The sequence below is a fragment of the Pseudoalteromonas rhizosphaerae genome, from assembly GCF_028885455.1.
Lineage (GTDB): Bacteria > Pseudomonadota > Gammaproteobacteria > Enterobacterales > Alteromonadaceae > Pseudoalteromonas > Pseudoalteromonas rhizosphaerae.
In genome coordinates this window covers 339,464-363,515 of sequence record NZ_CP118496.1, presented here as the reverse complement: position 1 = coordinate 363,515, position 24,052 = coordinate 339,464, and the positions used below count along the sequence as shown (strand labels likewise).

The window sequence follows — 24,052 nt, the reverse complement described above, 5'->3', positions numbered from 1 at the left end:
AAGTTAACCGCATTTATATTTTCGGAGTAGTTTAGTACGTGTCTTTAAATCGATTTATCCGAATTCTGCCATTGATTGTTATTTTATCCGGTTGTGAAACCACACCCGAAAAACCATCTTCACAACCTGATATTAAGGCTAACCCAAATATTGTTGTTAAAGAACAAAACGAAAATATTGAGCAAATAGCTCCCTTAAGTCCTCAGGAACTCGATGATGTGTGGCAACGCATCCGAGCGCAGCTTACATTTTCCAATTCTAGCCACCCAGATGTGCAACAACGCATTGCATGGTATTTATCTCACCCAAACTATATGGATGAAATTAGTCGCCGTGCTGAGCCTTACCTTTATTATATTGTCACAGAGGTTGAAAAACGGAACTTACCCATAGAATTAGCGTTAATGCCGCTAATTGAAAGTGACTTTGATGCCAGTGCCTATTCGCACAAGCATGCATCTGGGCTTTGGCAATTAACGCCTGCCATTGCTAAGTACTTTAAGGTAAAAATTAGCCCTTGGTACGATGGCCGCCAAGATGTGATCGACAGTACCCGCGCTGCTCTGGATTTTATGGAGTACTTATACAAACGCTTTGATGGTGATTGGTATCACGCTATAGCAGCCTATAACTTAGGTGAAGGCCGTGTACTTAGAGCGATCAGCAACAATAAAAAGCAAGGTAAACCAACTGACTTTTTCAGTTTAAAACTCCCTCAGCAAACCAGTCAGTATGTACCTAAACTACTTGCTGCGGCACAATTATTAAAAAGCCAAAAAATGGCGTTCCCTGCAATAGCAAATAAAGATGCAATTGCCAAAATAGACATTTCTGGCTCAGTTATTTTAGATAATAAAGCCCAATGGCAACAGTTAGAGCCCTTAAACTACGGGGTCATTCGCTTTCCGGCGATTATTGATGCACCGCATCTCGTCGTTCCTGCTAGTGAGCAAAAGCAATTTGAGACTATGATTGCTGATCAAGATTCTAACGACTACAGCCAATGGCAACATTATACAGTTAAGCGTGGCGATAGTTTGAGCGTGATCGCTAAGCGCTACAAAGTAACTGTAAGCCAACTAAAAGCATTTAATAATTTGAAAAATAGTACCATACGTATTGGTCAAAAATTAGTGCTACCGCAGTTAGCCGATACGCAAATAGAGCATAAGGTTAAATCTGGCGAAAGCTTGTGGAAAATAGCTAACCATTACAAAGTCAGCATCACTAAGCTAAAACAATGGAACAGCCTTTCAAGCGATCGCTTAAAAATAGGCGATAAGCTAACCGTATTTTTATCAGCAAGTTAATAACATGAACGCTGGATAATAAGCCTATCTTCAGCGGCTATATGCAATGCTAACTGTGTTAGGCCTGAATAATTAAAGGGCTGCAATCATGCAGCCCTTTGCAAACAGTGATTAATCATCAGCTTGTGATTTAGTGTGGTACCAATTTACTGTGCGGGTCAGCATCATAATCAAACTCAGTACCACAAATACCAATCGTGTTAAGTTATTGACCATTTATAGCGACAGATAAATACAGTGATAACAAGGCGTAAGTTTCGACATGTAGTTGTTCTACTTGAATAAATTATAACGCAGTTAGCGCTTTATACCAATCTGCCAAATTATGTGATCTAATTAGCACACTGATACTTATCTACTTTTACTAAATTGAACTTAGAAAAATCCAAGCAACTTTTAGCTTTATCACGTAAAGAGCCTAATGCAAGAAAGCGCATACGCCTGCTTGCTGTTTCATTATTCTTTGAGGGTGAAAACAGAACGAATATTGCTAAGCGGCTAAATACAGCGCGCGGCAGTGTCAATAAATGGGTTTCAAACTACCTTAATAATGGCGTTACTGGCTTGAACAACAAACCGATTAAAGGTCGTCCAGCTAAATTAACCTCACAACAACTAAACACACTGTCAGATTATGTAAAACAGTCAGCAAGTTCTTCAGAAGGAGGCAGACTAATGGGGGAAGATATTGCTCAGTATATTTATGACCAGTTCAACATAAGATATCACACAGATCATATTTACAAACTGCTCAAGAAGCGTGGGTTTAGCTGGATCACAAGCCGTTCTAAGCACCCAAAGCAGTCAAAAGAAAGCCAAGAGGCTTTTAAAAAAGTTCCAAGTGGAAACGATCCTTCACACCCCAGGACATCTCCCTTTAGATCGCATTGATGTTTGGTTTCAAGATGAAGCACGGTTTGGACAACAGAATCAAACAACACGCTTATGGGCTGAAACAGGCACGAGACCCCGTGCAATAAAACAACAGCAGTTTGAGTATGGATACTTATTTGGTGCAGTCTGCCCAAGTAATGGTAAAACAGAAGCGCTGATCAGCCCTATCGTCAATAAAGAGGTCATGACGCAACACATGGAATTAATATCAAAAGCCACGGAGGCAGGACGTCATGCGGTCGTGATCGTTGATGGCGCTGGTTGGCATACTATTGATACGGTACAACCATTCAATAATGTCACGCTAATAAAACTTCCGGCTTACTCCCCGGAGTTAAATCCAATAGAGCAAGTATGGAGTTGGATACGGCAACACTGTCTATCTAATCGTGTGTTTAGTGGTTATGAAGAAATAGTCGAACAGGTTTCGCAAGCGTGGAATAAATTCATTTCCGTTCCTGATACGGTTAAAAGCATATGCTCTAGAGACTGGATAAAATTGACTTAATCTTTATGCAGATTGGTATTATTTAGCTCGCTAGAATGGTTAAATATTTAAGTCGATTGGTATAACACTGCGCTGCTGACAGCTCAAAGCCATTAGCTTTCCTACAGACGTAAAAAAGCCGCTTCATTTCTGAAGCGGCTTTCTCAATTTGGAGCCTGGCAATGTCCTACTTTCACATAGCAAATGCTACACTATCATCGGCGCTGTTTCGTTTCACTACTGAGTTCGGCATGGGGTCAGGTGGGTCCAAAACGCTATTGTTACCAAGCAAATTTGGTGTTAATCGCGTTAGCAATTAACTAAAATTTGGAATTCTGATAATAAAGTTTTCAGTAAATCTACTTTAGTCTATTAACTTCTTGCGCTATTAACTATCACATAAAACGCGTTTGGCGTTGTATGGTTAAGCCTCACGGGTAATTAGTACAAGTTAGCTTAACATATCACTATGCTTCCACATCTTGCCTATCAACGTTGTAGTCTTCAACGGCCCTTCAGAGACTTTAAAAGTCTAGTGAGAACTCATCTCGAGGCCTGCTTCGCGCTTAGATGCTTTCAGCGCTTATCAGTTCCGAACGTAGCTACCGGGCAATGCCATTGGCATGACAACCCGAACACCAGCGGTTCGTTCACTCCGGTCCTCTCGTACTAGGAGCAACCCCTCTCAATTCTCAAACGCCCACGGCAGATAGGGACCGAACTGTCTCACGACGTTCTAAACCCAGCTCGCGTACCACTTTAAATGGCGAACAGCCATACCCTTGGGACCGACTTCAGCCCCAGGATGTGATGAGCCGACATCGAGGTGCCAAACACCGCCGTCGATATGAACTCTTGGGCGGTATCAGCCTGTTATCCCCGGAGTACCTTTTATCCGTTGAGCGATGGCCCTTCCATTCAGAACCACCGGATCACTATGACCTACTTTCGTACCTGCTCGACGTGTCTGTCTCGCAGTTAAGCTGGCTTCTACCATTACACTAACCGTACGATGTCCGACCGTACTTAGCCAACCTTCGTGCTCCTCCGTTACTCTTTGGGAGGAGACCGCCCCAGTCAAACTACCCACCAGGCACTGTCCGTAACCCCGATTCAGGGGCCAACGTTAGAACATCAAAACTACAAGGGTGGTATTTCAAGGACGACTCCAACAAAACTAGCGTCTCATCTTCTAAGTCTCCCACCTATCCTACACATGTAGGTTCAATGTTCAGTGCCAAGCTGTAGTAAAGGTTCACGGGGTCTTTCCGTCTAGCCGCGGGTACACAGCATCTTCACTGCGATTTCAATTTCACTGAGTCTCGGGTGGAGACAGCGTGGCCATGGTTACACCATTCGTGCAGGTCGGAACTTACCCGACAAGGAATTTCGCTACCTTAGGACCGTTATAGTTACGGCCGCCGTTTACCGGGGCTTCGATCAAGAGCTTCTCCGAAGATAACCCCATCAATTAACCTTCCGGCACCGGGCAGGTGTCACACCGTATACGTCATCTTGCGATTTTGCACAGTGCTGTGTTTTTAATAAACAGTCCCAGCCACCTGGTCACTGCGGCTCCAATCAGCTTAGAGAGCAAGTCTCATCACCAATCGGAGCGTACCTTCTCCCGAAGTTACGGTACGATTTTGCCTAGTTCCTTCACCCGAGTTCTCTCAAGCGCCTTAGTATTCTCTACCTGACCACCTGTGTCGGTTTGGGGTACGATTCGGTATAATCTGAAGCTTAGAGGCTTTTCCTGGAAGTATGGCATCAGCAACTTCATCACCTTAGTGACTCGTCTCGTGTCTCAGCCTAACAGCAACCCGGATTTACCTAAGTCGCTAGCCTACTCACTTTCACATGGACTACCAACGCCATGCTTGCTTAGCCTGCTCCGTCCCCCCATCGCAATTATACCAAGTACGGAAATATTAATCCGTTTCCCATCGACTACGCCTTTCGGCCTCGCCTTAGGGGTCGACTTACCCTACCCTGATTAACATGGGATAGGAACCCTTGGTCTTCCGGCGTGCGGGTTTTTCACCCGCATTATCGTTACTCATGTCAGCATTCGCACTTCTGATACGTCCAGCATACCTCCCGGTACACCTTCAACCGCTTACAGAACGCTCCCCTACCACTCAGAATAAATTCTGAATCCGCAGCTTCGGTGCATAGTTTAGCCCCGTTACATCTTCCGCGCAGACCGACTCGACCAGTGAGCTATTACGCTTTCTTTAAAGGATGGCTGCTTCTAAGCCAACCTCCTGGCTGTCTGGGCCTTTCCACATCGTTTCCCACTTAACTATGACTTTGGGACCTTAGCTGGCGGTCTGGGTTGTTTCCCTCTTCACGACGGACGTTAGCACCCGCCGTGTGTCTCCCGGATATTACTTTACGGTATTCGGAGTTTGCAAAGGGTTGGTAAGTCGGGATGACCCCCTAGCCTTAACAGTGCTCTACCCCCGTAAGTATTCGTCCGAGGCTCTACCTAAATAGATTTCGGGGAGAACCAGCTATCTCCCGGTTTGATTAGCCTTTCACTCCTAGCCACAGGTCATCCCCTAACTTTTCAACGTTAGTGGGTTCGGTCCTCCAGTTGATGTTACTCAACCTTCAACCTGCCCATGGCTAGATCACCGGGTTTCGGGTCTATACCTTGCAACTAGTCGCCCAGTTAAGACTCGGTTTCCCTACGGCTACCCTATTCGGTTAACCTCGCTACAAAATATAAGTCGCTGACCCATTATACAAAAGGTACGCAGTCACCCAACAAGTGGGCTCCTACTGCTTGTACGTACACGGTTTCAGGTTCTATTTCACTCCCCTCACAGGGGTTCTTTTCGCCTTTCCCTCACGGTACTGGTTCACTATCGGTCAGTTGGGAGTATTTAGCCTTAGATGATGGTCCACCTATATTCAGTCAAAGTTTCACGTGCTCCGACCTACTCGATTTCACTTAAAAGGGATTTTCATGTACGGGACTATCACCCTGTATCGTGGCACTTTCCAGAGCCTTCCATTAACACCAATTAAGCTTAAGGGCTGTTCCGATTTCGCTCGCCGCTACTTTCGGAATCTCGGTTGATTTCTTTTCCTACGGGTACTTAGATGTTTCAGTTCTCCGCGTTCGCCTCGTTAACCTATGTATTCAGTTAACGATACCTGCAAGCAGGTGGGTTTCCCCATTCGGAAATCCTAGTCTCAAGTGCTTTTTACTAGCTTGACTAGGCTTATCGCAAGTTAATACGTCCTTCATCGCCTCCAACTGCCAAGGCATCCACCGTGTACGCTTAGTCACTTAACCATACAACCCAAACGGGTCTTTGTTTAGTGACAGTTTAACTTCGCCAGAAGTTAATATTGAATACTAAAGTAGATACCAATCAACAAACGTAAACGTTCATTAAATGGCACTGAATGATACTGCTATCATTCTTTTTTACTTTTGAAAACTCTGTACAAATACACTGTATTTATACGAATTTTATTATCAGCTTTTCCAAATTTTTAAAGAGCAAGAGATACAAAAACCTCTCAAAATTAAACACACTCTATTCTCAGGCGATTATGCTGCCCGATAAAAGAATATTTATTTTTAAGAAGTAAGTGGTGGAGCTAAGCAGGATCGAACTGCTGACCTCCTGCGTGCAAGGCAGGCGCTCTCCCAGCTGAGCTATAGCCCCACATATGCTGGTACTTATTGTTTGATTACCGACTTCGTTGAAGAAGTGGTGGGTCTGAGTAGATTTGAACTACCGACCTCACCCTTATCAGGGGTGCGCTCTAACCAACTGAGCTACAGACCCAAACAATAAGTGTTTGTTCTCTTTACAATAACAATCATCTGTGTGGACACTACGAACAAATAAGTTCTAAATCGTATAAGGAGGTGATCCAGCCCCAGGTTCCCCTAGGGCTACCTTGTTACGACTTCACCCCAGTCATGAATCACTCCGTGGTAAACGTCCTCCCGAGGGTTAGACTATCTACTTCTGGAGCAACCCACTCCCATGGTGTGACGGGCGGTGTGTACAAGGCCCGGGAACGTATTCACCGCGTCATTCTGATACGCGATTACTAGCGATTCCGACTTCATGGAGTCGAGTTGCAGACTCCAATCCGGACTACGACGCACTTTAAGTGATTCGCTTACTCTCGCGAGTTCGCAGCACTCTGTATGCGCCATTGTAGCACGTGTGTAGCCCTACACGTAAGGGCCATGATGACTTGACGTCGTCCCCACCTTCCTCCGGTTTATCACCGGCAGTCTCCTTAGAGTTCTCAGCATTACCTGCTAGCAACTAAGGATAGGGGTTGCGCTCGTTGCGGGACTTAACCCAACATCTCACAACACGAGCTGACGACAGCCATGCAGCACCTGTATCAGAGTTCCCGAAGGCACCAAACTATCTCTAGTAAGTTCTCTGTATGTCAAGTGTAGGTAAGGTTCTTCGCGTTGCATCGAATTAAACCACATGCTCCACCGCTTGTGCGGGCCCCCGTCAATTCATTTGAGTTTTAACCTTGCGGCCGTACTCCCCAGGCGGTCTACTTAATGCGTTAGCTTTGAAAAACAGAACCGAGGCTCCGAGCTTCTAGTAGACATCGTTTACGGCGTGGACTACCAGGGTATCTAATCCTGTTTGCTCCCCACGCTTTCGTACATGAGCGTCAGTGTTGACCCAGGTGGCTGCCTTCGCCATCGGTATTCCTTCAGATCTCTACGCATTTCACCGCTACACCTGAAATTCTACCACCCTCTATCACACTCTAGTTTGCCAGTTCGAAATGCAGTTCCCAGGTTGAGCCCGGGGCTTTCACATCTCGCTTAACAAACCGCCTGCGTACGCTTTACGCCCAGTAATTCCGATTAACGCTCGCACCCTCCGTATTACCGCGGCTGCTGGCACGGAGTTAGCCGGTGCTTCTTCTGTAAGTAACGTCACAGATAGCCTCTATTAAAAACTACCCTTTCCTCCTTACTGAAAGTGCTTTACAACCCGAAGGCCTTCTTCACACACGCGGCATGGCTGCATCAGGCTTGCGCCCATTGTGCAATATTCCCCACTGCTGCCTCCCGTAGGAGTCTGGGCCGTGTCTCAGTCCCAGTGTGGCTGATCATCCTCTCAAACCAGCTAGGGATCGTTGCCTTGGTAAGCCATTACCTTACCAACTAGCTAATCCCACTTGGGCTAATCTTTTGGCGTGAGGCCCGAAGGTCCCCCACTTTGGTCCGTAGACATTATGCGGTATTAGCAGTCGTTTCCAACTGTTGTCCCCCACCAAAAGGCATATTCCCAAGCATTACTCACCCGTCCGCCGCTCGTCAGCAAAGTAGCAAGCTACTCTCTGTTACCGCTCGACTTGCATGTGTTAGGCCTGCCGCCAGCGTTCAATCTGAGCCATGATCAAACTCTTCAATTAAAAGTTTTTTGTCTTTCGACAGCTCAATGAATTCTGAATTTATTTAATATCTTTCGATATTGAATTGACTGTGCCGAAGCAACTTATAAATAAGTTACTTCTGTTGGTCACTCAGTTTTAATTGAGACTCTAAATTTTTTGCCTTGCTTAGCGAACTAAGCTTGGCTGTTAGAACTCAATCTGTACGAGTGCCCACACAGATGATTGCTTTATATTGTTAAAGAACGTTGCGACATTGTCGCTAGGGATGCGTATAATACATCCTTTATTTTTCGAGTCAACACTTAGCTTTAAACTTTCTTGCGAATATTTAAAACCGAAGTTTTATTTAACTCTCTGAGTTGTTCGTGCCTCGCTATGCGTTGGCGTTTCCCGTCTCAGTGGGGTCGCATTATAGGGAGTTCCAAAAACAGATCAACACTTTTTTTCAATCTTTTGACTGTTCGCTCAAAAAGCATGCAAAACGCTTTAAAAGAACACTCAATCGATGCTTTTTCGAGTCTTTTTTGATGTAAATTAAATTATTTCACATAAATATCATTGCTATGTTCATTTATCGCGTTAAGATAGCAAGTTCACAATGTTAAATTAATGTTTATTTCCTGTTTATTGGTAGATCAAAATGAAATTACCCGATCAAAAATCTCTTATCTCTTCAGTTATCCTTGCTGTTATTGGTTTCGTTATAGTTAATTTTGCGCTTTCGAGCCTACAATTAAGTCCTGCACTGTTATTTGGTGCTGGTTTATTAATTGGTGGTGTAGTTATAGCTGCAATGTCATCTGGCGATGTAGAAGAAGCCGAAGTAAAAACAAAAACACTTTATGTGGGCAATCTTCCTTATCGTGCAAATGAAGGTGTAGTTCGCGCTTTATTTGAAGAACAAGGTAAAGTGTTTAATGTACGCCTATTAAAGGATAAAAATACTGGCAAACGTCGTGGCTTTGGCTTTGTTGAAATGGCAGAGCTAGATGCTGATAATGCTATTGCAAAATTAAACGATAGCGAGTTCCAACAACGTACATTGAAAGTTCGTGAAGCAAAACAAAAACAAGATGATGAATCTAACTCTTTTCGTTCTGAGTCGGATCAATCAGCGTAACTAGCTCCACCGGTTGCTTATCAACATAAATAGAAGCCGTTGCGTAATAACGTAGCGGCTTTTTCTTGCCTGTACAATTAGCATCAAGCTCATCACTGCAATCTATATTATGCTCTTTGAGTATTGCACACACCCGTTTGGCTATTGCTACGCCGGAATCAAGTAATAATACAGTGCTGTTAAAATACTCATTCAAACCTTTTGCTAAAATTGGGAAATGCGTACAACCTAACACGACTACATCCACTCTATTATCAATAGCGAGACTATCGAGCTCTGCAACTAGTTTGTCTTGGATAATCTTTTTACTTTGATATGTTTGTTCCGCCAACGTTACAAGTTCAACACTTGCATATAAATGTACTGTGACAGCTTGACCATGCTGGCTTATCAACTGTTGTGTATAACTACTTTGTACTGTTGCTGGTGTGGCCAATAAGGCAATATGCTGTGACTTAGATAATAAAGCGGCGGGTTTAATTGCAGGTACTACACCGACGATCGGTATCGTGGTTAATTCGCGAAGCGCGCTCAGTGCTGAAGTAGATGCGGTATTACAAGCAATAACTAACACATCAACGTGTAATTGTTGTGTTTCTATAAAAATTAATAATCCGGTGAGGCGCTGAATTATGGTTTGTTGACTCAGCTTTCCATAAGGTAGGTAGGCGTTATCCATAAAATAACTATAACGGCCATCAGGTATGTATTGCTGAATATGCTTCAGCACTGTGGTACCACCAATGCCCGAATCAAAAACCATGATATGAGGTGACAAACAACTCGCTCCTTATAATAACTAAGCTGAGCAGTTTGCCACGCGGTATACTGAAAATAAAGCTTATGCTTCACTCTCTAGTGCTGCTGAGCGCAATTTATTCATTTGCTCAAACATTGATTTTGTATAGTCGACTAATTTGCCTATTTCCTCTTGGTCTTGATTTAACCATTGTAAAATGCCTGACAGTTCATTTTGCAAACCAAGATCACCCGCTTTATTAAAGGCATTTTTTAGATCGTCATTAAATGGAGCTATTTTTTCAGCCACAGCTTTCTCTGGTGTTGGTTTATTCTCTTGATAGCCTTTTATTGCTGCAAACGTTTTAGTTTGCTTTAAGTCCATTGAAAACGCGACGAGCTGTTCGTTGCCTAAGTTGAGCTCTTGTGCTTGTTCAAAGGCTTGTTCCAAATCACCACCAAAAAATGTTTTACTAACATTTTGCAAGTCTTCCATCATTGCATTAATAGCCTTTTGTTCATCTTCGTTTAAGTCACCATTTACTGACATGCTAAATGATAACTCCCGCGATTGTGATGATGCACTGGCATAGCCTTCATTTTGACCATTACGCTGATAACTACTGGCTGATTGCTGTTTAAATGCATCAGCAAAACTAATACTCACCTCGTCACCTTCTGCAGTGGTGAAGTTATACTGAGCATTATTACTTAAACTTAAATACTGTGATTGAGTAACACTGACAGAATCCGGTTTAGGGTTAAATAAATCCTCTTCAAACTCATCCAGGCCATTAAAAATACCTTCTTTGGATTTTTCTATGCCCTGCTCAATTTCGTCGTTTAGAATACCGGTATCTTTTAATTCACCATAAGCATCATCAATACCTGTTTGCACACCTTTGCGTGCATCACTAAGCATACCTTTGAGTTTTTCATTATCGGCTCCATTGACTTGCGCTTTCTTAACGGCACCAGTTACAAAATCCAAAACGTTTTTGACGATTTCTTCAAAATCAAATAGTGGCTTGTCTTTTTTCTCTTCCGCGACAGGTAAGCCTAAAGCCTCAGCCATTTTGTCACCTAACACTTTTGCTGCTAATTCTTTACCACGTTGCTGGTAACTATCTTGAGGCGACTGTATTGTAGGTTGCTGTAATGCAGCTTTGTTACTGTATTTATTGACGTTGTTGTTTGGAACAAAGCCAAAGTTGCCAATTTTCATGATCCGACTCCTATTTTTGCTTACTTAAGTATCGGCCCAAAAATAAATAACTAAAGTAAAATGTACAAAAAAACAGCATTTGCTATTACTCAAAATTAGGGCCTGTTGACCTTTAAGGATTAAAATTTGTTCAACCTCGGGGCGATTTAATCGCGGCGCGAGATTTGTAACCTAGTGGGCTAAGTAAAAATTGAGCAACAAAGAGTTAATCGCCCCTAGGCAGAACCCTTCGGGCAGCGCGCGTTTGGCATTTATGCTACGTTATCGCCTATTTATGGGGAATAACCACACTACATAGGCTCTGCCTTGCCTAAAAACCAAACGCACAGCTGCAAAATTAACCTAGAAAGATAAACAGACCCTAGACAAATAATCCCTGCCCCCTACAATAGCGCCGATAAACAGCATAATGAAATAAGGTAGTAGGTAATGGCGGTTATAAAGATCGATACAACAGGATACGACGCACAGTTAAATGAAAAAGAGCAACGTATCATTGCGCAATTCCAACGCTTTGGTGTTGAACAATTAGAAGTCTTTGCCTCTGAGCCAATTCATTACCGTCAACGCGCTGAATTTAGAGTATGGCACGATGGCGATGAGTTATTCCACATTATGTTTGATCAAGCCACCAAAGACAAAATCAGAGTCGATGTGTTTGACCCTGCAGCGCCGCTAATTGGGGAAGTAATGCAGGCAATGATCGATAATCTTAAAGGCTGTGAAGTCTTGCGTCGTAAATTATTCCAAATAGATTATCTTTCTAGTTTAAGCGGTGAGATTTTAGTGAGTCTGCTTTATCACAAACCACTCGACGAAGAATGGCTAGCAGCTATCAAGTCACTAAAAGAATCATTGAGTGAGCGCTTTAAAATTGATTTTATTGGGCGTGCTCGCAAACAAAAAGAAGTACTCGGTGATGATTTTGTTACTGAGCGTTTAACAGTTAATGGCCAGCAACTTATTTACCAACAAGTTGAAAACAGCTTTACGCAGCCAAATGCTAAAGTAAACATTAAGATGCTGGAGTGGGCACAAGACTTATGTAAACCACTAAAAAATGATTTACTAGAGCTCTATTGTGGTAACGGTAACTTTTCAATTGCCTTAGCTGGTTCGTTTAATCGTGTATTAGCAACCGAAATTTCTAAATCGTCAGTACACTCAGCGCAGTATAATATTGCTAAAAATAACGTAACTAACTTAGATATCATTCGTATGTCGAGCGAAGAGTTTACTCAAGCTATGAAAGGCGAACGAACCTTCTCACGTTTAGAAGGGATTGACTTAAGCAGCTATGATTGTCAGACCATTTTAGTTGATCCGCCGCGCGCAGGCATGGATACACTAACATGTGATTTGGTGGCTAACTACGAGAGTATTATTTATATCTCATGTAACCCTGATACGCTAGAGCGTGATTTAGAGCACCTAACTCGCACTCATGAAGTTAAACGGTTTGCGATTTTTGACCAATTTCCATATACCCACCACATTGAATCAGGGGTATTTTTACAACGTAAATTGTAAAGTATCTATGCCAGTGCTTTTACTAGCGCTGGCATTTGCTGCTCACTAAAGACTTTAATACCATTCTTTTCTAATAGCGAAGCCGTTAATCCCATTCCAACCACCTTAATACCACTGTGCGAGCCATCGTAAATTGTATTACGACCACAAGAAGGACTTGATTCCTTTAATAGCGCAAAACGAATATTGTACTGTTGGCAAAGGCGTAATGCTTGTTTTGCACCTAGCTGAAATTCCGGTGTCACATCATCACCAGTATTGGTAATCACTTTACCGTTGACGATTTCAGCAGGATCTCTAGGAGTGGATAAACCACCAGCAATCTCAGGACAAAAAGCGACTATACGTTCCTGCTGCCATGCGATTAGCTGCGGATGGAGTAACTGTTGTCCGCTACCATCGTAGCGCACGGGAGCACCAAGTAAGCAACTTGAAACCAGTATTTTATGCATTTCTTACCACCTGCAACAAAAAAGCTCCGCGTACGGAGCTTTTTTACAATAAACACTAAACCGCTCTATTTAGCAGCTAAGTAATTAATCAATTTGCTAATATCTTCAGGCTCAGTAATACCTGATTCACGACCTAGGTTAAGCTTATATTTACCATTTACGATAAATGTTGGTACGCCACGCAGTGCCCCCTTATCTTTATAGTAATCTTGGTCACGCTTCATTTTTGAACTCATAGTGCGTACTGAAAAACTTTTATACAGTTTATCAAACTTATCACCGTCAACACCTTGCGCGACAAATACATCTTTAACATCAGCTAATTCATTAAACTTAGCACGTTTAACGTGAACATGATTAAACATAGCAGCAATAATGGCATCTTTTTGTGGTAGTACTTCAGCTGTTGCAAGTGCCTGTGAAATCATTTGTTGATTTTCAGGATCACGCACACCAACAAAATCGACGTGGCTCTTTTTAAACTCAATACTTGTATCAAGTTTAGGTTTAACCTCAACTAATAGAGCTTCGTAGTTATTACACGCTGGACAATAAAATGAGAAAAACTCTTTTACCTCTGGCTTTTTACTAGCGCGCTCAGATACTACATCATAATGCACACCTTCTTCATAAGTTGTTGGTGCTGCATTCGCGGCTAATGGTAATAAAAGTGCCAGCAATCCTGCTTTAACTAATTTGATCATCGGTAAAAACTCCAAAAATTATTGTTTTAATAGCTTATTGTTGTAATAAAAAGGCAACTAACTCATCAAGCTGCTCTTGGCTCTTGATGGTATTGATATTGATTTTATATTTATCATTAACGATAAACGTTGGTACACCGGTTAAGGCTCCCATTTGTGAAAACTTATTTTGCTTGTCTTGCATGGCTTTTTCCGCCGCAATCACAGGCATGCTGGCAATATCTTTATCAAAGGTATCGCTATCAATACCATTTACTGCAAGTAATGCTTTGACGTCTTTAATGTTATTGAGTGGAGCACGTTTTATATGAATGCTGTCAAACATTTGATCTGCAACTTGCTCACCTTTGTTATGCTGTTTAGCAATGATATACGCATAACTCAAATTACTTTGCACTTCTGGCGCTAAACCACCTAAAAAGTTGACATGGTTTTTTACAAACTCAGTACCTGCAGGCAAGCTTTTTTCCATTGCTTTAGCTACAGCTTCAAACTTAAAACAGTGCGGGCAATAAAATGAAAAGAACTCTGTTACTTGTGAGGTTTTACTTTTTTCAATTTTTAGTACGTCATAGTGCTCACCAGCTTTAAAATCTGCAGCCATCGCAGCAAAAGGTAAACATAACAGTAGTAAACTCAATTTTAGTTTTTTAAGCATTGGACTCTCGTTTCAAATATTTTTAATAATTAGTTAGGCAGCAACTTCAGCGGCGGCTCTTGAAGTGCAGAATACTGCTCTTTCAGCGCTAAAATTTGTTGCTCCCAGTATTTGTCATCAGCAAACCATGAAAAGTTCCGCGGAAATGCCGGATCTTCCCAACGTTTAGCTAGCCACCCCATATAATGAATCATACGCATTGCCCGTAATGGTTCAATTAATTTGAGTTGAGTGTGATCAAAATCACAAAATTCTTCATAGGCAGTCACTAAGGTATCTAACTGTAACAGTTGATTGTTTCGATCGCCACTGAGCATCATCCATAAATCTTGAATCGCAGGCCCTTGACGACTATCGTCCAAATCAACAAACATCAACGCATCACCGGCCCAAAGAATATTACCGGCATGGCAATCACCATGTAAACGTATAGTATCCACCTGCTGGTAAAGCGATTTCGTTTTAGCGATCACCATATCCAAAATAGTATAAAACGCGGTAGTTAAACTGCTAGGCACCAGATTACTGTTTTGTAACTGAATTTTAGCTGTATCTAGATACTCGTCACACCCTATGATCGGACGTTCGCTAAAAACATTGGCTTTAGCTGCTTGATGCATTCGACCAATCAAGCGTCCTAACACATCTAACTGATCAAGATTATCAACTTCAAAGATGCGCCCCCCGACACTTGGGAACAAAGTAAATAGATAACCATTATGCTCAAATAAGCTTTCGCCATTACGCTGTATCGGCGCAACTACAGGCACTTCCGCATCAGCCAATTCAAATGCAAAGCTATGCTCTTCGAGTATTTGTGCCTTACTCCAGCGCTCGGGGCGATAAAATTTCACCACATAACGTAGGCCATCTTCAGCTTTGAATTGATAGACACGGTTTTCGTAACTATTCAGTGCTAATAAGCCAGACTCTGCGTAAATACCAATACTTTCGACCGCATCTAAAATCGAATCTGGGGTGAGGTCAACAAAACTAAATTTACTCATAATTCTCATCAATTATAAAAAAAGCGGGAAAATCCCGCTTTTTATTTGTTATCAGTGTACTTAACTATCGCGCTTTAAAGAAGTTACTCGGCTGCGAAATTTGTGAACTTGGATTGTCCACTGGCGATAATACAAAATTAAACTCGGTCATAGGCGCTTTCAAATCATACGGATCCATCACCAATGATAATGGCACGTTGTGCGATTCGCCCGCTTGCACGGTAAAAGTTTGCTTACCTATGTACTTAAAGTTCTCCAGTCCTGCCACCTTAATATTAAAGGTTTGCTCGTATTGTGCTTTGTTGATCACTTTAAGTGTGTAGGTATTTTCGACAAGCCCATTAAAATCGACTCGATAGAGTTGATTTCGATCGCGAATAATATCTAAGTCCATTGGCTTACGCATTACAATATTCGTTACCAGCGCTGCGCTGAGCACCACTAATATAACAATATAACCAACAATCTTAGCGCGCAGAGGATTGGTTTTATTCTCTGGCGTTTCTAGGTTACGCTCAGTGGTATATGAGATAAGCCCGCGCGGATAATTCATCTTATCCATTACCCCGTCACAGGCATCGATACAGGCGCCACAGTTAATGCATTCAGCTTGCAGGCCATTGCGAATATCGATCCCTGTTGGGCATACTTGTACACACAAATTACAGTCAATACAGTCACCTAAGCTAAGCTCTTCTCGATCTTGTTTACGACTACGTGGCCCACGATTTTCACCACGTTTTTCATCGTAGCTTACTGTGAAGGTATCTTTATCAAACATTGCAGATTGAAAGCGCGAATACGGGCAGATATGCAAGCACATAATTTCGCGCATCCATCCAGCATTACCATAAGTACATACAGTAAATACGATAATGCTAACCAGCGCATAGCCACCTACATCAAAAGTAACAAAATCCGGTAACAGCTGACGAATAGGTGTGAAATAACCAACAAAGGTAAGTGCGGTGTATAAAGAAAAAGCTATCCAACCTGTATGCTTGGCTGTCTTACGCCAAAATTTATCAAAGTCCATTGGTCGCTGATCAAGCTTCTTGCGTTGATTCGCTGTCCCTTCGAACTTTTCTTCAAACCAAATAAAAATAAACGTCCAGACTGTTTGCGGGCACGTATAGCCACACCATACCCGACCGTAAAAGGTGGTCACTAAGAATAACGCGAATGCAGCAAGCATCAGAATAAAAGCAAGAATAGTAAAATCTTGTGGCCATAGAGTTAGCCCAAAAATGTTATATTTTTGACCAATGAGGTCAAATAACACAGCTTGTTGGTCATTAAAGTTTATCCATGGCAGCGCCATGAACGCCAACATACCAAGAAAACCAATGCGCTGTCTTAATAGTTGATGTAACCCTTTAACCGCACGTACATAAATGCGATTGCGGGGATTAAATCTATCCTGTTGAGCATAGAGATCGGGCTTTTCGATCTTGACCTCACTAGGAATATTTTTTACTTTTATTTGCTTGTCCATCGAAGTTCCTCAACGCCGCTTGGAGAATGAAAGTCAAACAATCATATAACGCTATTTAGATAGCTAACAACTAAGCTTACATTTAAAAATAGTGCAAACTGAACTACTGTGCTGTAAAAGTTCAGAGATTTCTGAAAAATCTAATTGTTCTCTGTCATTATACCAACTCTCCTCAAAAAAGCTGATATTCATTGATAATAATTTATTCACCTAACTTGCTTGCTTTACAAAGGGGCATTTTATTACACTGGTGCCTAATTCGTACCCGTTCAGATCAAAGTTTACTCACATATGAAAAAATTCCTTGTACTAGTTGTAGTGATACTTGCGTTATTCACAATTGATCATCCAATGATAAAAGAACCTCGAGAAAAGTTATTAGGAGAAGGTGTAGGGCTATTAAGTAGTGCTAGCAACATTAACCGTGGACCCGCTGCGAGCATGGCAAAAAACCGCATCAAGTCAGAACTAACACTTTCAGAAAGCGAGTTAGAGTATTTAGAAGAAACCATGCAAACTGATGAACAGCTGCAGCTATTCCATACTCGTTACTGCCGCAGTAAAGATCTCAACTTATATTTTTATGAAGATCGTTTAAATACAGTGTGTGACATCGTCTCAACATCATTGGCTGAGCGCAGAGGTAAATAGTGGATTTTTCAGCTTTAACAAAAAAAAGCAGCGCATCGTTTAACCAACATAAAAACCTACTGAAGAAGCTGGCGAAAGGGCAAACGGTTAAATGTGAAGTATGCCAAGGCATATTAACGTTAGATTTAAAGACTCAGCAACCCGGCCAAGGGGTTGCTAAATGCCCTAAGGGCTGTACTGAAATTGTGTTGGATTTAGCATAATGCTAACTCCAACCATCTTCTTCATCTGCGTACAAACCACTTTGCACCGCGATAATTTCTATTAACTCAGCAAATCCTAATGCAAAATCTCCCATTAGTTCATACTGTTGCTGGCATAGTTGTATTTCACTAAGCTGATTTTGCTGGGCAATTGTTGTGATAAGCTGGGGCTCTAAAGCAAAAAAGCCTAAACTGGCGTAAGCGGTTTGCAATGCATCAGTTAAGTCTGTTGTAAGTGCATCAGCTTGCATTAGCTTATCAATATACACCTGTGCTCCCTGAACAAAACCCTGACACCATTGCTGGCATTCATGCAAATCTAGGTAGCTGTCGTCTTGATCACTCACCTGTAAACTTACAGGGAGCTTAAAACCTGTTTCATAAACTTGCTCACTGATCTGATGATACAAAGCCATAAATGCAAATAATGTTTGTTCTTCTAGCTGGCCGTGTGCATCTGGCACTATCTGCTCAAGCCACTCGTGTACGTCTAATGGCTCAGGAGAGCAAATAACCGCAAATAAGTAACCTTGGCTCTGCACAAATGTCATGGCGCCATTGCGGCTCGCTAAATACGTACTTAACTGCTGGCCATGTTGCTGTGTAAATTCAGGAATTTGCATAAAACAATTCAGCCTTGTTTAAAAATTTAATGGATAACGGCCATCACTATCTGCACGGCCTAAAAATTTGGCGGCATCGTGTACTTCTTTTGGTAGTGATGCTTCTGGCTTGATATATCCAGCCACTTTAAAGTCCATGTTTGCTTTTAAGGTTGCATCAGCCGCTAAGCCTAAGCGGTTTTCAGGATCAACTAACACGGCTATATCGCCCGACTTACAGCTTAACTTGCCACTTAATGGACCAACGCTAAACCAGCCAGACAATCCTTGCACATCGATGTTTGGACTGGCGATTTCACCTTTTAATGCATCACAATAAGGCGCTCCTGAGAGATATTCATCTAACTCAACAATTACTCTGCCTTTAGCATTAATAGGTAATGGCAACTGCAAACGCTGCATCGCACGTTCAACACTCAAACGCAATGTAGCATCATTTAATGCAACTACTTGATCAAGTAAACCATAACTAAAGTCACCGCGTCCTGACAGTTCACTGGTCTGTCGCGGATCACCAAACTTTACACTGCCTGTAAGCTGTCCGGTGAATAATGCCCAACCAGAAATATCCCAGTTTAAATTATTAATCTGTTCATCTTGATAGCGCAGCTGCATGATTCTACCCTGCCAAATGCTACCCGATGCTTTACCTATTTGCAGATCTTTAGGTAGATAAGGATTTGCTAAATTAAGCGCAACTGCAGCTGGCGTTTTTAATAGTGCAAAAAAGATAAAACCGAAGAAAAATATTACTATAAGAATCGCTATTTTTTTCATTCTTTACTTCTCTAATACCAGTCGGCTAACGCGCACGTAGCCTGGTTTATCATCGCGACTGAGATCTAAATTTTCAATCAATACGCCTTTAGTGTTTACCAGTTCATCAAGCCATTCTATGAGCTTATTAAACTGTACCGAGTCGATGGTTAATCTTAATGAATTATCGCTAGGCTGCATTTTGCTTATGGTTATATCGTAGCGAGCGCGGCTAGCATTAACTATTTGACTCAAGTTTTGGTCACTTGTAACAGCACGCGCACTACCCGCTTTGAGTTTAACAATACTGTTATCAACCCACGCTAATAATTCTTGCTGTTTAACTTGGTTTTTTTCAGCTTCAGTTATCGCGTTGTTTAGTGGTCTAAAAATACCCATAACTAATATAAAAATAACAAAAATAACCCCAGCGACCATCACTAACTGTTGCTCTTGCTCTTTTAAGCCACGCCAATGTTTTAAAAGTTGTTGTTTCATGCAGCACCTCGTAGTTTTATTTCACCGACTACAAAGTCGCCATCATTATTTAATGAGCCTTGGTCTACAGTTAATCCGCGTTGTTCAAGAATTGCTTTAACTTTGCCAAAGGTTTGAAAATCTTTTCCGCGAGCACGAACTCTAAGTTCATTGCGACGTTGATCATAACGCAATGTCTCAGGAGTAAACTCTTGCACTTGGCTAAATACCCCCACCAGCTCATTCGTTAAATCTAGGAATCCGGCACTGCTGCCACCCTCTAATTTAGCCAATTCACCCTGAATTTGGTTTTTAATCAAATGCGGACGAACTGTTTTCCCTGGAAAGGCCGTTTGATAGCGCTCAACCACTTGTGTTTTAGCGACTTCAAGCTCACTATTTAACTGATACAATTCAAGACTTTTTACTGCCACAGAGCCAACTAACGCGACACTCGCTGCAATGGCGGCACCTTGCCAATACGCCCACCATAATGCGCTTTTCTTTTTCAGTTGATATTGGCCTTGGCGAAGATTGAATTTTATCTCAGGTAATTGTTTAGCAAATAACGCCAGCGGCAAATCATAAGCATCGGTATGCGCCGTAAGATTAACCGTTTCTGGAAATTGCGAGGCAGGGCTGTAATGTGCAACATCAGGGTGACCTAAAGCAGTTAAATACTCAGCCAACCAGCTTTGCTCTACAGCACTTATCCGCCATGAGCCTTGCTTACATAGCCATTGGTTATTAAGCTCAATAACGCTTAATCCCTCATGTTCCGCAGTAGGAAGCAATAATGCATCGGGTAACAGTTTTAACACTGCAATTTCATGTTCAGCAAATACAGCTAACCAAGTTTCAAACCATTCTCGGTCAGTCATGGCAACTTTAATGGCGTGCTTGTCACCGACCATAGTAGGCTCAGCAATCGCGATAAATAAGTCATCTACGTCACATGCAATCTCTTCTTCGAGCATATATGGGAGCGCTTGCTCAAGCTTACGATTCCATTTGGTCGGCAGGATTACGGTTTTTAGTTGCACCTGATCACATGGCAGTAATACCACAACTTCACGATTCTGTGCTTTTTCAACTAACTCACTCAGTTGCTCAGCGTTCGGCAATCCGCCACTGGCAATTATTTCTTGTTCTAATGGTGAGTAAATCAGCCAATTAATACTTTCTTGTTGAGTTTGACCCGTGCGGATCAACAGTATTTCTGTCACTGTACGCCTCCAAATTTTCGCGCCAGTATAGTTACTTCGCCATCTTTGGCATGCAGTAATGTGGTCATCGAAAAACGCAGATCGACAAATTTAGCCTGCGCTTGTAGTTTAAAATATTCGCTATTTATGGTGAACAGTTTTTCAACAGACTTAACATTTTGAGCCCCTTGTTGATTCACTTGTTCAAAAAATTCTTCAATATTATTAAAGCCTTCTTCTGGCCGGACTGATAGCACACTTTGCGCACCTGACTCACTCAAACCATCAATCAATGCACTCAATAATAATGCCTGTTCAGGAGCGATTGTATTGACATTAATTGCTAACAATTCGCTACCTGGGATCACGCATACGTATGGCAAGATTTTTTCCATCACTAATGGATTAAACCCTTTAACCAAACGCAGCTCTGAGCTTGATGCAAAAAAACTATTCGCTGTCATATATGGTGATTTACGCGATAAATACTCATCTTCTTCAGCACCAGAACGATAAGTAATACTATCTTCATCGAGCCAGTCGTAAACACTGTCAGCCATGGCTTCTTCCGACTCTTCTGCTGGCAAGTCCTCAATATTTTCTAATAGCGCTAATAACGCGGTGTGCGCAGGATTGGTTTTATCAGTACTACCCGCTTGTGGCGCTTTAACACGTAATGCATTGAGATTTAAACAAGCCTGTAAGTCCGTGATCTTGCCTTGCAAGGTACCATTATCGACCGGATAAGGAATATCGCCTTGTTGCGCCCAAATTTGTTTTAAAGTGGTTTTTTCAGGGTCATCTTTTTTGCTTTGTAATAACGCTTTAATAGCCAGCTCTTCTGCTGCATAGGCATACCACTTGGCTTGCTGATGGCCTTGTATGTTGGTACTTTTTTGAACTTGAACAAGCAAGTTAGCACTCATCTCTACGGCTAAAATTGATGCCAAGGCAACAATAAATAAGACAATTATAAGCGCGGCGCCATGTTGGGATTTATGGTTCATTTAAACCTCCCATCTTTCCATTACCCGGTACTAAAAAAACGCGTCTTATTGGTTCTTCATCAATTTGTTGCAATGTGACCGCCACAGCTTTTGGCAATGACTTGCCCTGCCACTGCTCTTGCCATTCATTTTTTTCATCTAAAAATTCAAATTTAAGATCTTCGATATCTTTAAGAATAACTTGCACTCGCGGCTCAAGATTATCGAGTTGATCAACATAGACCCTATATATACGCTCAAGGTTGTCATCAATAACACGATAACCCACCGCTTGTAGCTCTGAGCGCGGTAATAAATTAATTGGGTTAACCCAGCCATCTCGCACAAAGGCAATACCATCATACTGGCTATTAATGGTGTAACGCCCAGCAAGTAGATATTGTTCTTGCACATCACCGGCTTCATTGCGCACGGCACGTTTAGTCATTTGGCTGAAATCTTGATCCATTAACCTAAAGGTCGTTTGCAAACCATTCAATTCTGCAATTTTTTCGTCTGATGCATCTTTCGCTTTCGTGGTCGAATCAAGAATTTGGTGAGTAGCTAACACGACGAATGCTAAAATCCCCAGCGCTACCATCACTTCTAATAGTGTAAAACCGCGCTGCTTCACTTATTTGCTACCTTTATTTAAATAGCTGATGAGCTCATAAACCGAGTGCTCTAACTTTTCATCGCTAAATACATTAATAGTCACTTTTACAAAACTTTTATCTGCTGTCGCTTCGGTATCTTGACGCCAATACCATTCTATACCAGCCATTGTTTCAGTGCCTTTTGCGCCATTTTTGCCTTGCCACTTATCGCCTAAGGTACGCTGTTCAATCATTACATTCTCAGCCACCCAAGAGGCATAGGTTTGCTCTTCAAGGCTTGATAAATGATTAATATGCTCGGCTGTAGCTTGCATGGCGGCAATCCCAGCCATGGCGCAAATACTCAGCGCCACCATAACCTCAAGTAAAGTAAAACCTTTAGACCTGCGATACATTATTCTGGCTCTCTGCGTAAGTTAACCGGTGCGGAAAATTCCCCTTCGATGAAATACACAGGTTCTTTTTCATCTTTTAATTCATAGATAAGTTGAAATGCGCTCACCTCACCAGAAGATAAAATTAGCACTTGCGGGATTTTCATTTTTTGCAATTCGAGTAAGCTATCATCATCACCGCCACTCATTAACTCGCGCCAATTGGATTGCTCGAGTAGATTATCTTGAGCCCATGCGAGATCTTCTAGATTAAGTGTCAACTTAAGACGTTCATCAACAGTCATCGGCGCAAACAGCTTTTCTCGGTCGAAGGTGATCCATTTTTCACCATCAAACACTAAAAACTCTAAGGTATCTTTATCAAGCTGAAAACCTAATTCAACCTGATTTAAGATTGCAAATTCAGAAGCCATATTAATGGTGGTATGCAGTCTCAGTGCTTGTTTATCCAATTCATCTTCAACACCGCCATCAAGACTATATACCACCATTTTAGTGGCGAAGGCGATCACCACCAGCACAACCAAAATTTCAATTAAACTAAAGCCACGCATCGGTGACTTTAGCTTTGCAAGGCGCAACTTAGCCCGACTTAACATCATGCTAAGCTCGGTGCTGGGTGTAAAAACGCCTTTATACTAAGATGCATTATTATTTTTCTTCATCCCAGTTACCAATGTCGTCATCAGTACCCACTTCGCCATCGGGTCCCATTGAAAACAAATCAAATTTACCAACTTCACCTGGGCTGATTAACTGGTACGGATTTCCCCATGGATCTTCTGGTAATTTAGAAATAAAGCCACCTTCAGGAAAACGCTTTGGTACTGGCTCTACGCTAGTTTTAGTCACTAACCCTTCAAGGCCTTGCTCAGTGGTTAAGTACGCTTTGTTCTTTAATTTATAAAGACTCATAGCATCTTCAAGCTGCTGAATATCAAGATGCGCTTTATCAAGTGCCGCTTCTTCTTGCTGGCCCATAATATTGGGTGCCACGATTGACATGATCATGCCAATGATAACCAGTACCACCATAACTTCGAGTAATGAGAAACCTGCTTGTTTATTCACGTACATACCTCTGTTGTTCTTAATAATTAACTATCGTAA

The 24,052-nt window shown here is 42.0% G+C and carries 22 protein-coding genes, 2 tRNA genes and 3 rRNA genes; 6 read left to right on the top strand and 21 right to left on the bottom strand.

Annotated features, from left to right (window positions below; translation table 11 throughout):
* The first annotated feature begins 38 nt into the window (after positions 1 to 38).
* Both PVK79_RS01720 and PVK79_RS01715 read left to right on the top strand, forming a co-directional pair.
* Positions 39 to 1,310, top strand: a complete 1,272-nt coding sequence (locus PVK79_RS01720; protein ID WP_257325182.1) for a LysM peptidoglycan-binding domain-containing protein — start codon at positions 39 to 41, stop codon at positions 1,308 to 1,310.
* Between the two features lie 369 nt (positions 1,311 to 1,679).
* A protein-coding gene (locus PVK79_RS01715; RefSeq protein ID WP_257325181.1) for an IS630 family transposase occupies positions 1,680 to 2,712 on the top strand; the annotation gives its coding sequence in 2 pieces (ribosomal slippage) (positions 1,680 to 2,138 and positions 2,140 to 2,712; 1,032 coding nt in all).
* 153 nt (positions 2,713 to 2,865) lie between these two features.
* On the opposite strand, the gene rrf is transcribed toward PVK79_RS01715, so the two are convergent.
* From rrf to PVK79_RS01690, 5 genes are all read right to left on the bottom strand, one after another.
* A 5S ribosomal RNA gene (rrf, locus tag PVK79_RS01710) occupies positions 2,866 to 2,980 on the bottom strand.
* 131 nt (positions 2,981 to 3,111) lie between these two features.
* Positions 3,112 to 5,998: ribosomal RNA gene (locus tag PVK79_RS01705) — 23S ribosomal RNA — on the bottom strand.
* Between the two features lie 303 nt (positions 5,999 to 6,301).
* Positions 6,302 to 6,377: transfer RNA gene (locus PVK79_RS01700), tRNA-Ala, on the bottom strand.
* Between the two features lie 46 nt (positions 6,378 to 6,423).
* A tRNA-Ile gene (locus PVK79_RS01695) sits at positions 6,424 to 6,500 on the bottom strand.
* Between the two features lie 76 nt (positions 6,501 to 6,576).
* Positions 6,577 to 8,118: ribosomal RNA gene (locus PVK79_RS01690) — 16S ribosomal RNA — on the bottom strand.
* Together the 16S, 23S and 5S rRNA genes with 2 tRNA genes alongside form the textbook arrangement of a ribosomal RNA operon.
* A gap of 622 nt (positions 8,119 to 8,740) precedes the next feature.
* Here PVK79_RS01690 and PVK79_RS01685 point away from each other — a divergent pair.
* A complete protein-coding gene (locus PVK79_RS01685; RefSeq protein ID WP_145242807.1) occupies positions 8,741 to 9,220 on the top strand; it encodes an RNA recognition motif domain-containing protein in 480 nt (159 codons plus the stop codon).
* Here PVK79_RS01685 and murI read toward each other — a convergent pair.
* Together murI and PVK79_RS01675 are read right to left on the bottom strand one after the other, a co-directional pair.
* On the bottom strand, positions 9,183 to 9,998 hold the full coding sequence (murI, locus tag PVK79_RS01680) for a glutamate racemase (protein WP_182779328.1): 816 nt from the start codon (positions 9,996 to 9,998) through the stop codon (positions 9,183 to 9,185). The genes PVK79_RS01685 and murI overlap by 38 nt on opposite strands.
* 63 nt (positions 9,999 to 10,061) lie before the next feature.
* Entirely contained in the window at positions 10,062 to 11,183 is a 1,122-nt protein-coding gene (locus tag PVK79_RS01675) for a DUF5610 domain-containing protein (protein WP_257325180.1), read from the bottom strand.
* A 429-nt stretch (positions 11,184 to 11,612) separates the two neighbouring features.
* Between PVK79_RS01675 and trmA the strand changes: the two genes are divergently transcribed.
* Complete coding sequence (trmA, locus tag PVK79_RS01670; protein ID WP_145242801.1) at positions 11,613 to 12,713, top strand: tRNA (uridine(54)-C5)-methyltransferase TrmA; 1,101 nt, start codon at positions 11,613 to 11,615, stop codon at positions 12,711 to 12,713.
* Positions 12,714 to 12,718: 5 nt separating this feature from the next.
* On the opposite strand, the gene PVK79_RS01665 is transcribed toward trmA, so the two are convergent.
* From PVK79_RS01665 to ccoG, 5 genes are all read right to left on the bottom strand, one after another.
* A complete protein-coding gene (locus PVK79_RS01665) occupies positions 12,719 to 13,165 on the bottom strand; it encodes a 2-thiouracil desulfurase family protein (protein WP_257325179.1) in 447 nt (148 codons plus the stop codon).
* A gap of 65 nt (positions 13,166 to 13,230) precedes the next feature.
* Positions 13,231 to 13,869, bottom strand: coding sequence for a thiol:disulfide interchange protein DsbA/DsbL (locus PVK79_RS01660; RefSeq protein ID WP_145242797.1), 639 nt, complete (start codon positions 13,867 to 13,869; stop codon positions 13,231 to 13,233).
* A 34-nt stretch (positions 13,870 to 13,903) separates the two neighbouring features.
* Positions 13,904 to 14,527 (bottom strand): thiol:disulfide interchange protein DsbA/DsbL, encoded by a 624-nt coding sequence (locus tag PVK79_RS01655; RefSeq protein ID WP_145242795.1) that lies wholly within the window; start codon positions 14,525 to 14,527, stop codon positions 13,904 to 13,906.
* A gap of 29 nt (positions 14,528 to 14,556) precedes the next feature.
* On the bottom strand, positions 14,557 to 15,534 hold the full coding sequence (locus tag PVK79_RS01650) for a serine/threonine protein kinase (RefSeq protein WP_257325178.1): 978 nt from the start codon (positions 15,532 to 15,534) through the stop codon (positions 14,557 to 14,559).
* Positions 15,535 to 15,598: 64 nt separating this feature from the next.
* The gene (gene ccoG, locus PVK79_RS01645) at positions 15,599 to 17,029 is read right to left on the bottom strand and encodes a cytochrome c oxidase accessory protein CcoG (protein ID WP_257325177.1); all 1,431 of its coding nucleotides are present in this window, start codon (positions 17,027 to 17,029) and stop codon (positions 15,599 to 15,601) included.
* Between the two features lie 291 nt (positions 17,030 to 17,320).
* On the opposite strand from ccoG, the gene PVK79_RS01640 reads away from it, so the two are divergent.
* Together PVK79_RS01640 and PVK79_RS01635 are read left to right on the top strand one after the other, a co-directional pair.
* On the top strand, positions 17,321 to 17,680 hold the full coding sequence (locus tag PVK79_RS01640) for a hypothetical protein (RefSeq protein WP_145242788.1): 360 nt from the start codon (positions 17,321 to 17,323) through the stop codon (positions 17,678 to 17,680).
* Positions 17,680 to 17,883, top strand: coding sequence for a hypothetical protein (locus PVK79_RS01635; protein ID WP_145242786.1), 204 nt, complete (start codon positions 17,680 to 17,682; stop codon positions 17,881 to 17,883). The genes PVK79_RS01640 and PVK79_RS01635 overlap by 1 nt, the downstream gene beginning before the upstream one ends.
* 2 nt (positions 17,884 to 17,885) lie before the next feature.
* Here the strand turns inward: PVK79_RS01635 and PVK79_RS01630 are convergent, their stop codons facing one another.
* Genes PVK79_RS01630 through gspG form a run of 9 tightly spaced genes read right to left on the bottom strand, consistent with a single transcriptional unit; the run spans position 17,886 to position 24,013 of the window.
* On the bottom strand, positions 17,886 to 18,506 hold the full coding sequence (locus tag PVK79_RS01630) for a UPF0149 family protein (RefSeq protein ID WP_145242784.1): 621 nt from the start codon (positions 18,504 to 18,506) through the stop codon (positions 17,886 to 17,888).
* Positions 18,507 to 18,524: 18 nt separating this feature from the next.
* The gene (locus PVK79_RS01625; RefSeq protein ID WP_145242782.1) at positions 18,525 to 19,283 is read right to left on the bottom strand and encodes a type II secretion system protein N; all 759 of its coding nucleotides are present in this window, start codon (positions 19,281 to 19,283) and stop codon (positions 18,525 to 18,527) included.
* Between the two features lie 3 nt (positions 19,284 to 19,286).
* Positions 19,287 to 19,760: a type II secretion system protein GspM gene (gspM, locus tag PVK79_RS01620; protein WP_182719493.1), complete on the bottom strand. Its 474-nt coding sequence runs from the start codon at positions 19,758 to 19,760 to the stop codon at positions 19,287 to 19,289.
* Positions 19,757 to 20,965, bottom strand: a complete 1,209-nt coding sequence (gene gspL, locus PVK79_RS01615) for a type II secretion system protein GspL (protein ID WP_182732555.1) — start codon at positions 20,963 to 20,965, stop codon at positions 19,757 to 19,759. Before gspL ends, gspM begins: the two co-directional genes overlap by 4 nt.
* Positions 20,962 to 21,951, bottom strand: coding sequence for a type II secretion system minor pseudopilin GspK (gene gspK / locus PVK79_RS01610; protein WP_145242776.1), 990 nt, complete (start codon positions 21,949 to 21,951; stop codon positions 20,962 to 20,964). The genes gspL and gspK overlap by 4 nt, the downstream gene beginning before the upstream one ends.
* Entirely contained in the window at positions 21,941 to 22,564 is a 624-nt protein-coding gene (gene gspJ, locus PVK79_RS01605) for a type II secretion system minor pseudopilin GspJ (RefSeq protein ID WP_182732554.1), read from the bottom strand. Before gspJ ends, gspK begins: the two co-directional genes overlap by 11 nt.
* A complete protein-coding gene (gspI, locus tag PVK79_RS01600) occupies positions 22,565 to 22,942 on the bottom strand; it encodes a type II secretion system minor pseudopilin GspI (RefSeq protein ID WP_145242773.1) in 378 nt (125 codons plus the stop codon).
* A complete protein-coding gene (locus PVK79_RS01595) occupies positions 22,942 to 23,541 on the bottom strand; it encodes a prepilin-type N-terminal cleavage/methylation domain-containing protein (protein ID WP_182760526.1) in 600 nt (199 codons plus the stop codon). The genes gspI and PVK79_RS01595 overlap by 1 nt, the downstream gene beginning before the upstream one ends.
* Positions 23,542 to 23,593: 52 nt before the next feature.
* Complete coding sequence (gene gspG, locus PVK79_RS01590) at positions 23,594 to 24,013, bottom strand: type II secretion system major pseudopilin GspG (protein WP_145242768.1); 420 nt, start codon at positions 24,011 to 24,013, stop codon at positions 23,594 to 23,596.
* Between the last annotated feature and the right edge of the window lie 39 nt (positions 24,014 to 24,052).

Excerpts from the sequence above, each read along its gene's own strand:
- PVK79_RS01685 (WP_145242807.1), top strand. The coding sequence starts at position 8,741 with ATGAAATTACCCGATCAAAAATCTCTTATCTCTTCAGTTATCCTTGCT.
- PVK79_RS01675 (WP_257325180.1), bottom strand. The coding sequence starts at position 11,183 with ATGAAAATTGGCAACTTTGGCTTTGTTCCAAACAACAACGTCAATAAA.
- trmA (WP_145242801.1), top strand. The coding sequence starts at position 11,613 with ATGGCGGTTATAAAGATCGATACAACAGGATACGACGCACAGTTAAAT.
- PVK79_RS01665 (WP_257325179.1), bottom strand. The coding sequence starts at position 13,165 with ATGCATAAAATACTGGTTTCAAGTTGCTTACTTGGTGCTCCCGTGCGC.
- PVK79_RS01660 (WP_145242797.1), bottom strand. The coding sequence starts at position 13,869 with ATGATCAAATTAGTTAAAGCAGGATTGCTGGCACTTTTATTACCATTA.
- PVK79_RS01655 (WP_145242795.1), bottom strand. The coding sequence starts at position 14,527 with ATGCTTAAAAAACTAAAATTGAGTTTACTACTGTTATGTTTACCTTTT.
- PVK79_RS01650 (WP_257325178.1), bottom strand. The coding sequence starts at position 15,534 with ATGAGTAAATTTAGTTTTGTTGACCTCACCCCAGATTCGATTTTAGAT.
- ccoG (WP_257325177.1), bottom strand. The coding sequence starts at position 17,029 with ATGGACAAGCAAATAAAAGTAAAAAATATTCCTAGTGAGGTCAAGATC.
- PVK79_RS01640 (WP_145242788.1), top strand. The coding sequence starts at position 17,321 with ATGAAAAAATTCCTTGTACTAGTTGTAGTGATACTTGCGTTATTCACA.
- PVK79_RS01630 (WP_145242784.1), bottom strand. The coding sequence starts at position 18,506 with ATGCAAATTCCTGAATTTACACAGCAACATGGCCAGCAGTTAAGTACG.
- PVK79_RS01625 (WP_145242782.1), bottom strand. The coding sequence starts at position 19,283 with ATGAAAAAAATAGCGATTCTTATAGTAATATTTTTCTTCGGTTTTATC.
- gspM (WP_182719493.1), bottom strand. The coding sequence starts at position 19,760 with ATGAAACAACAACTTTTAAAACATTGGCGTGGCTTAAAAGAGCAAGAG.
- gspK (WP_145242776.1), bottom strand. The coding sequence starts at position 21,951 with ATGAACCATAAATCCCAACATGGCGCCGCGCTTATAATTGTCTTATTT.
- gspI (WP_145242773.1), bottom strand. The coding sequence starts at position 22,942 with ATGTATCGCAGGTCTAAAGGTTTTACTTTACTTGAGGTTATGGTGGCG.
- PVK79_RS01595 (WP_182760526.1), bottom strand. The coding sequence starts at position 23,541 with ATGTTAAGTCGGGCTAAGTTGCGCCTTGCAAAGCTAAAGTCACCGATG.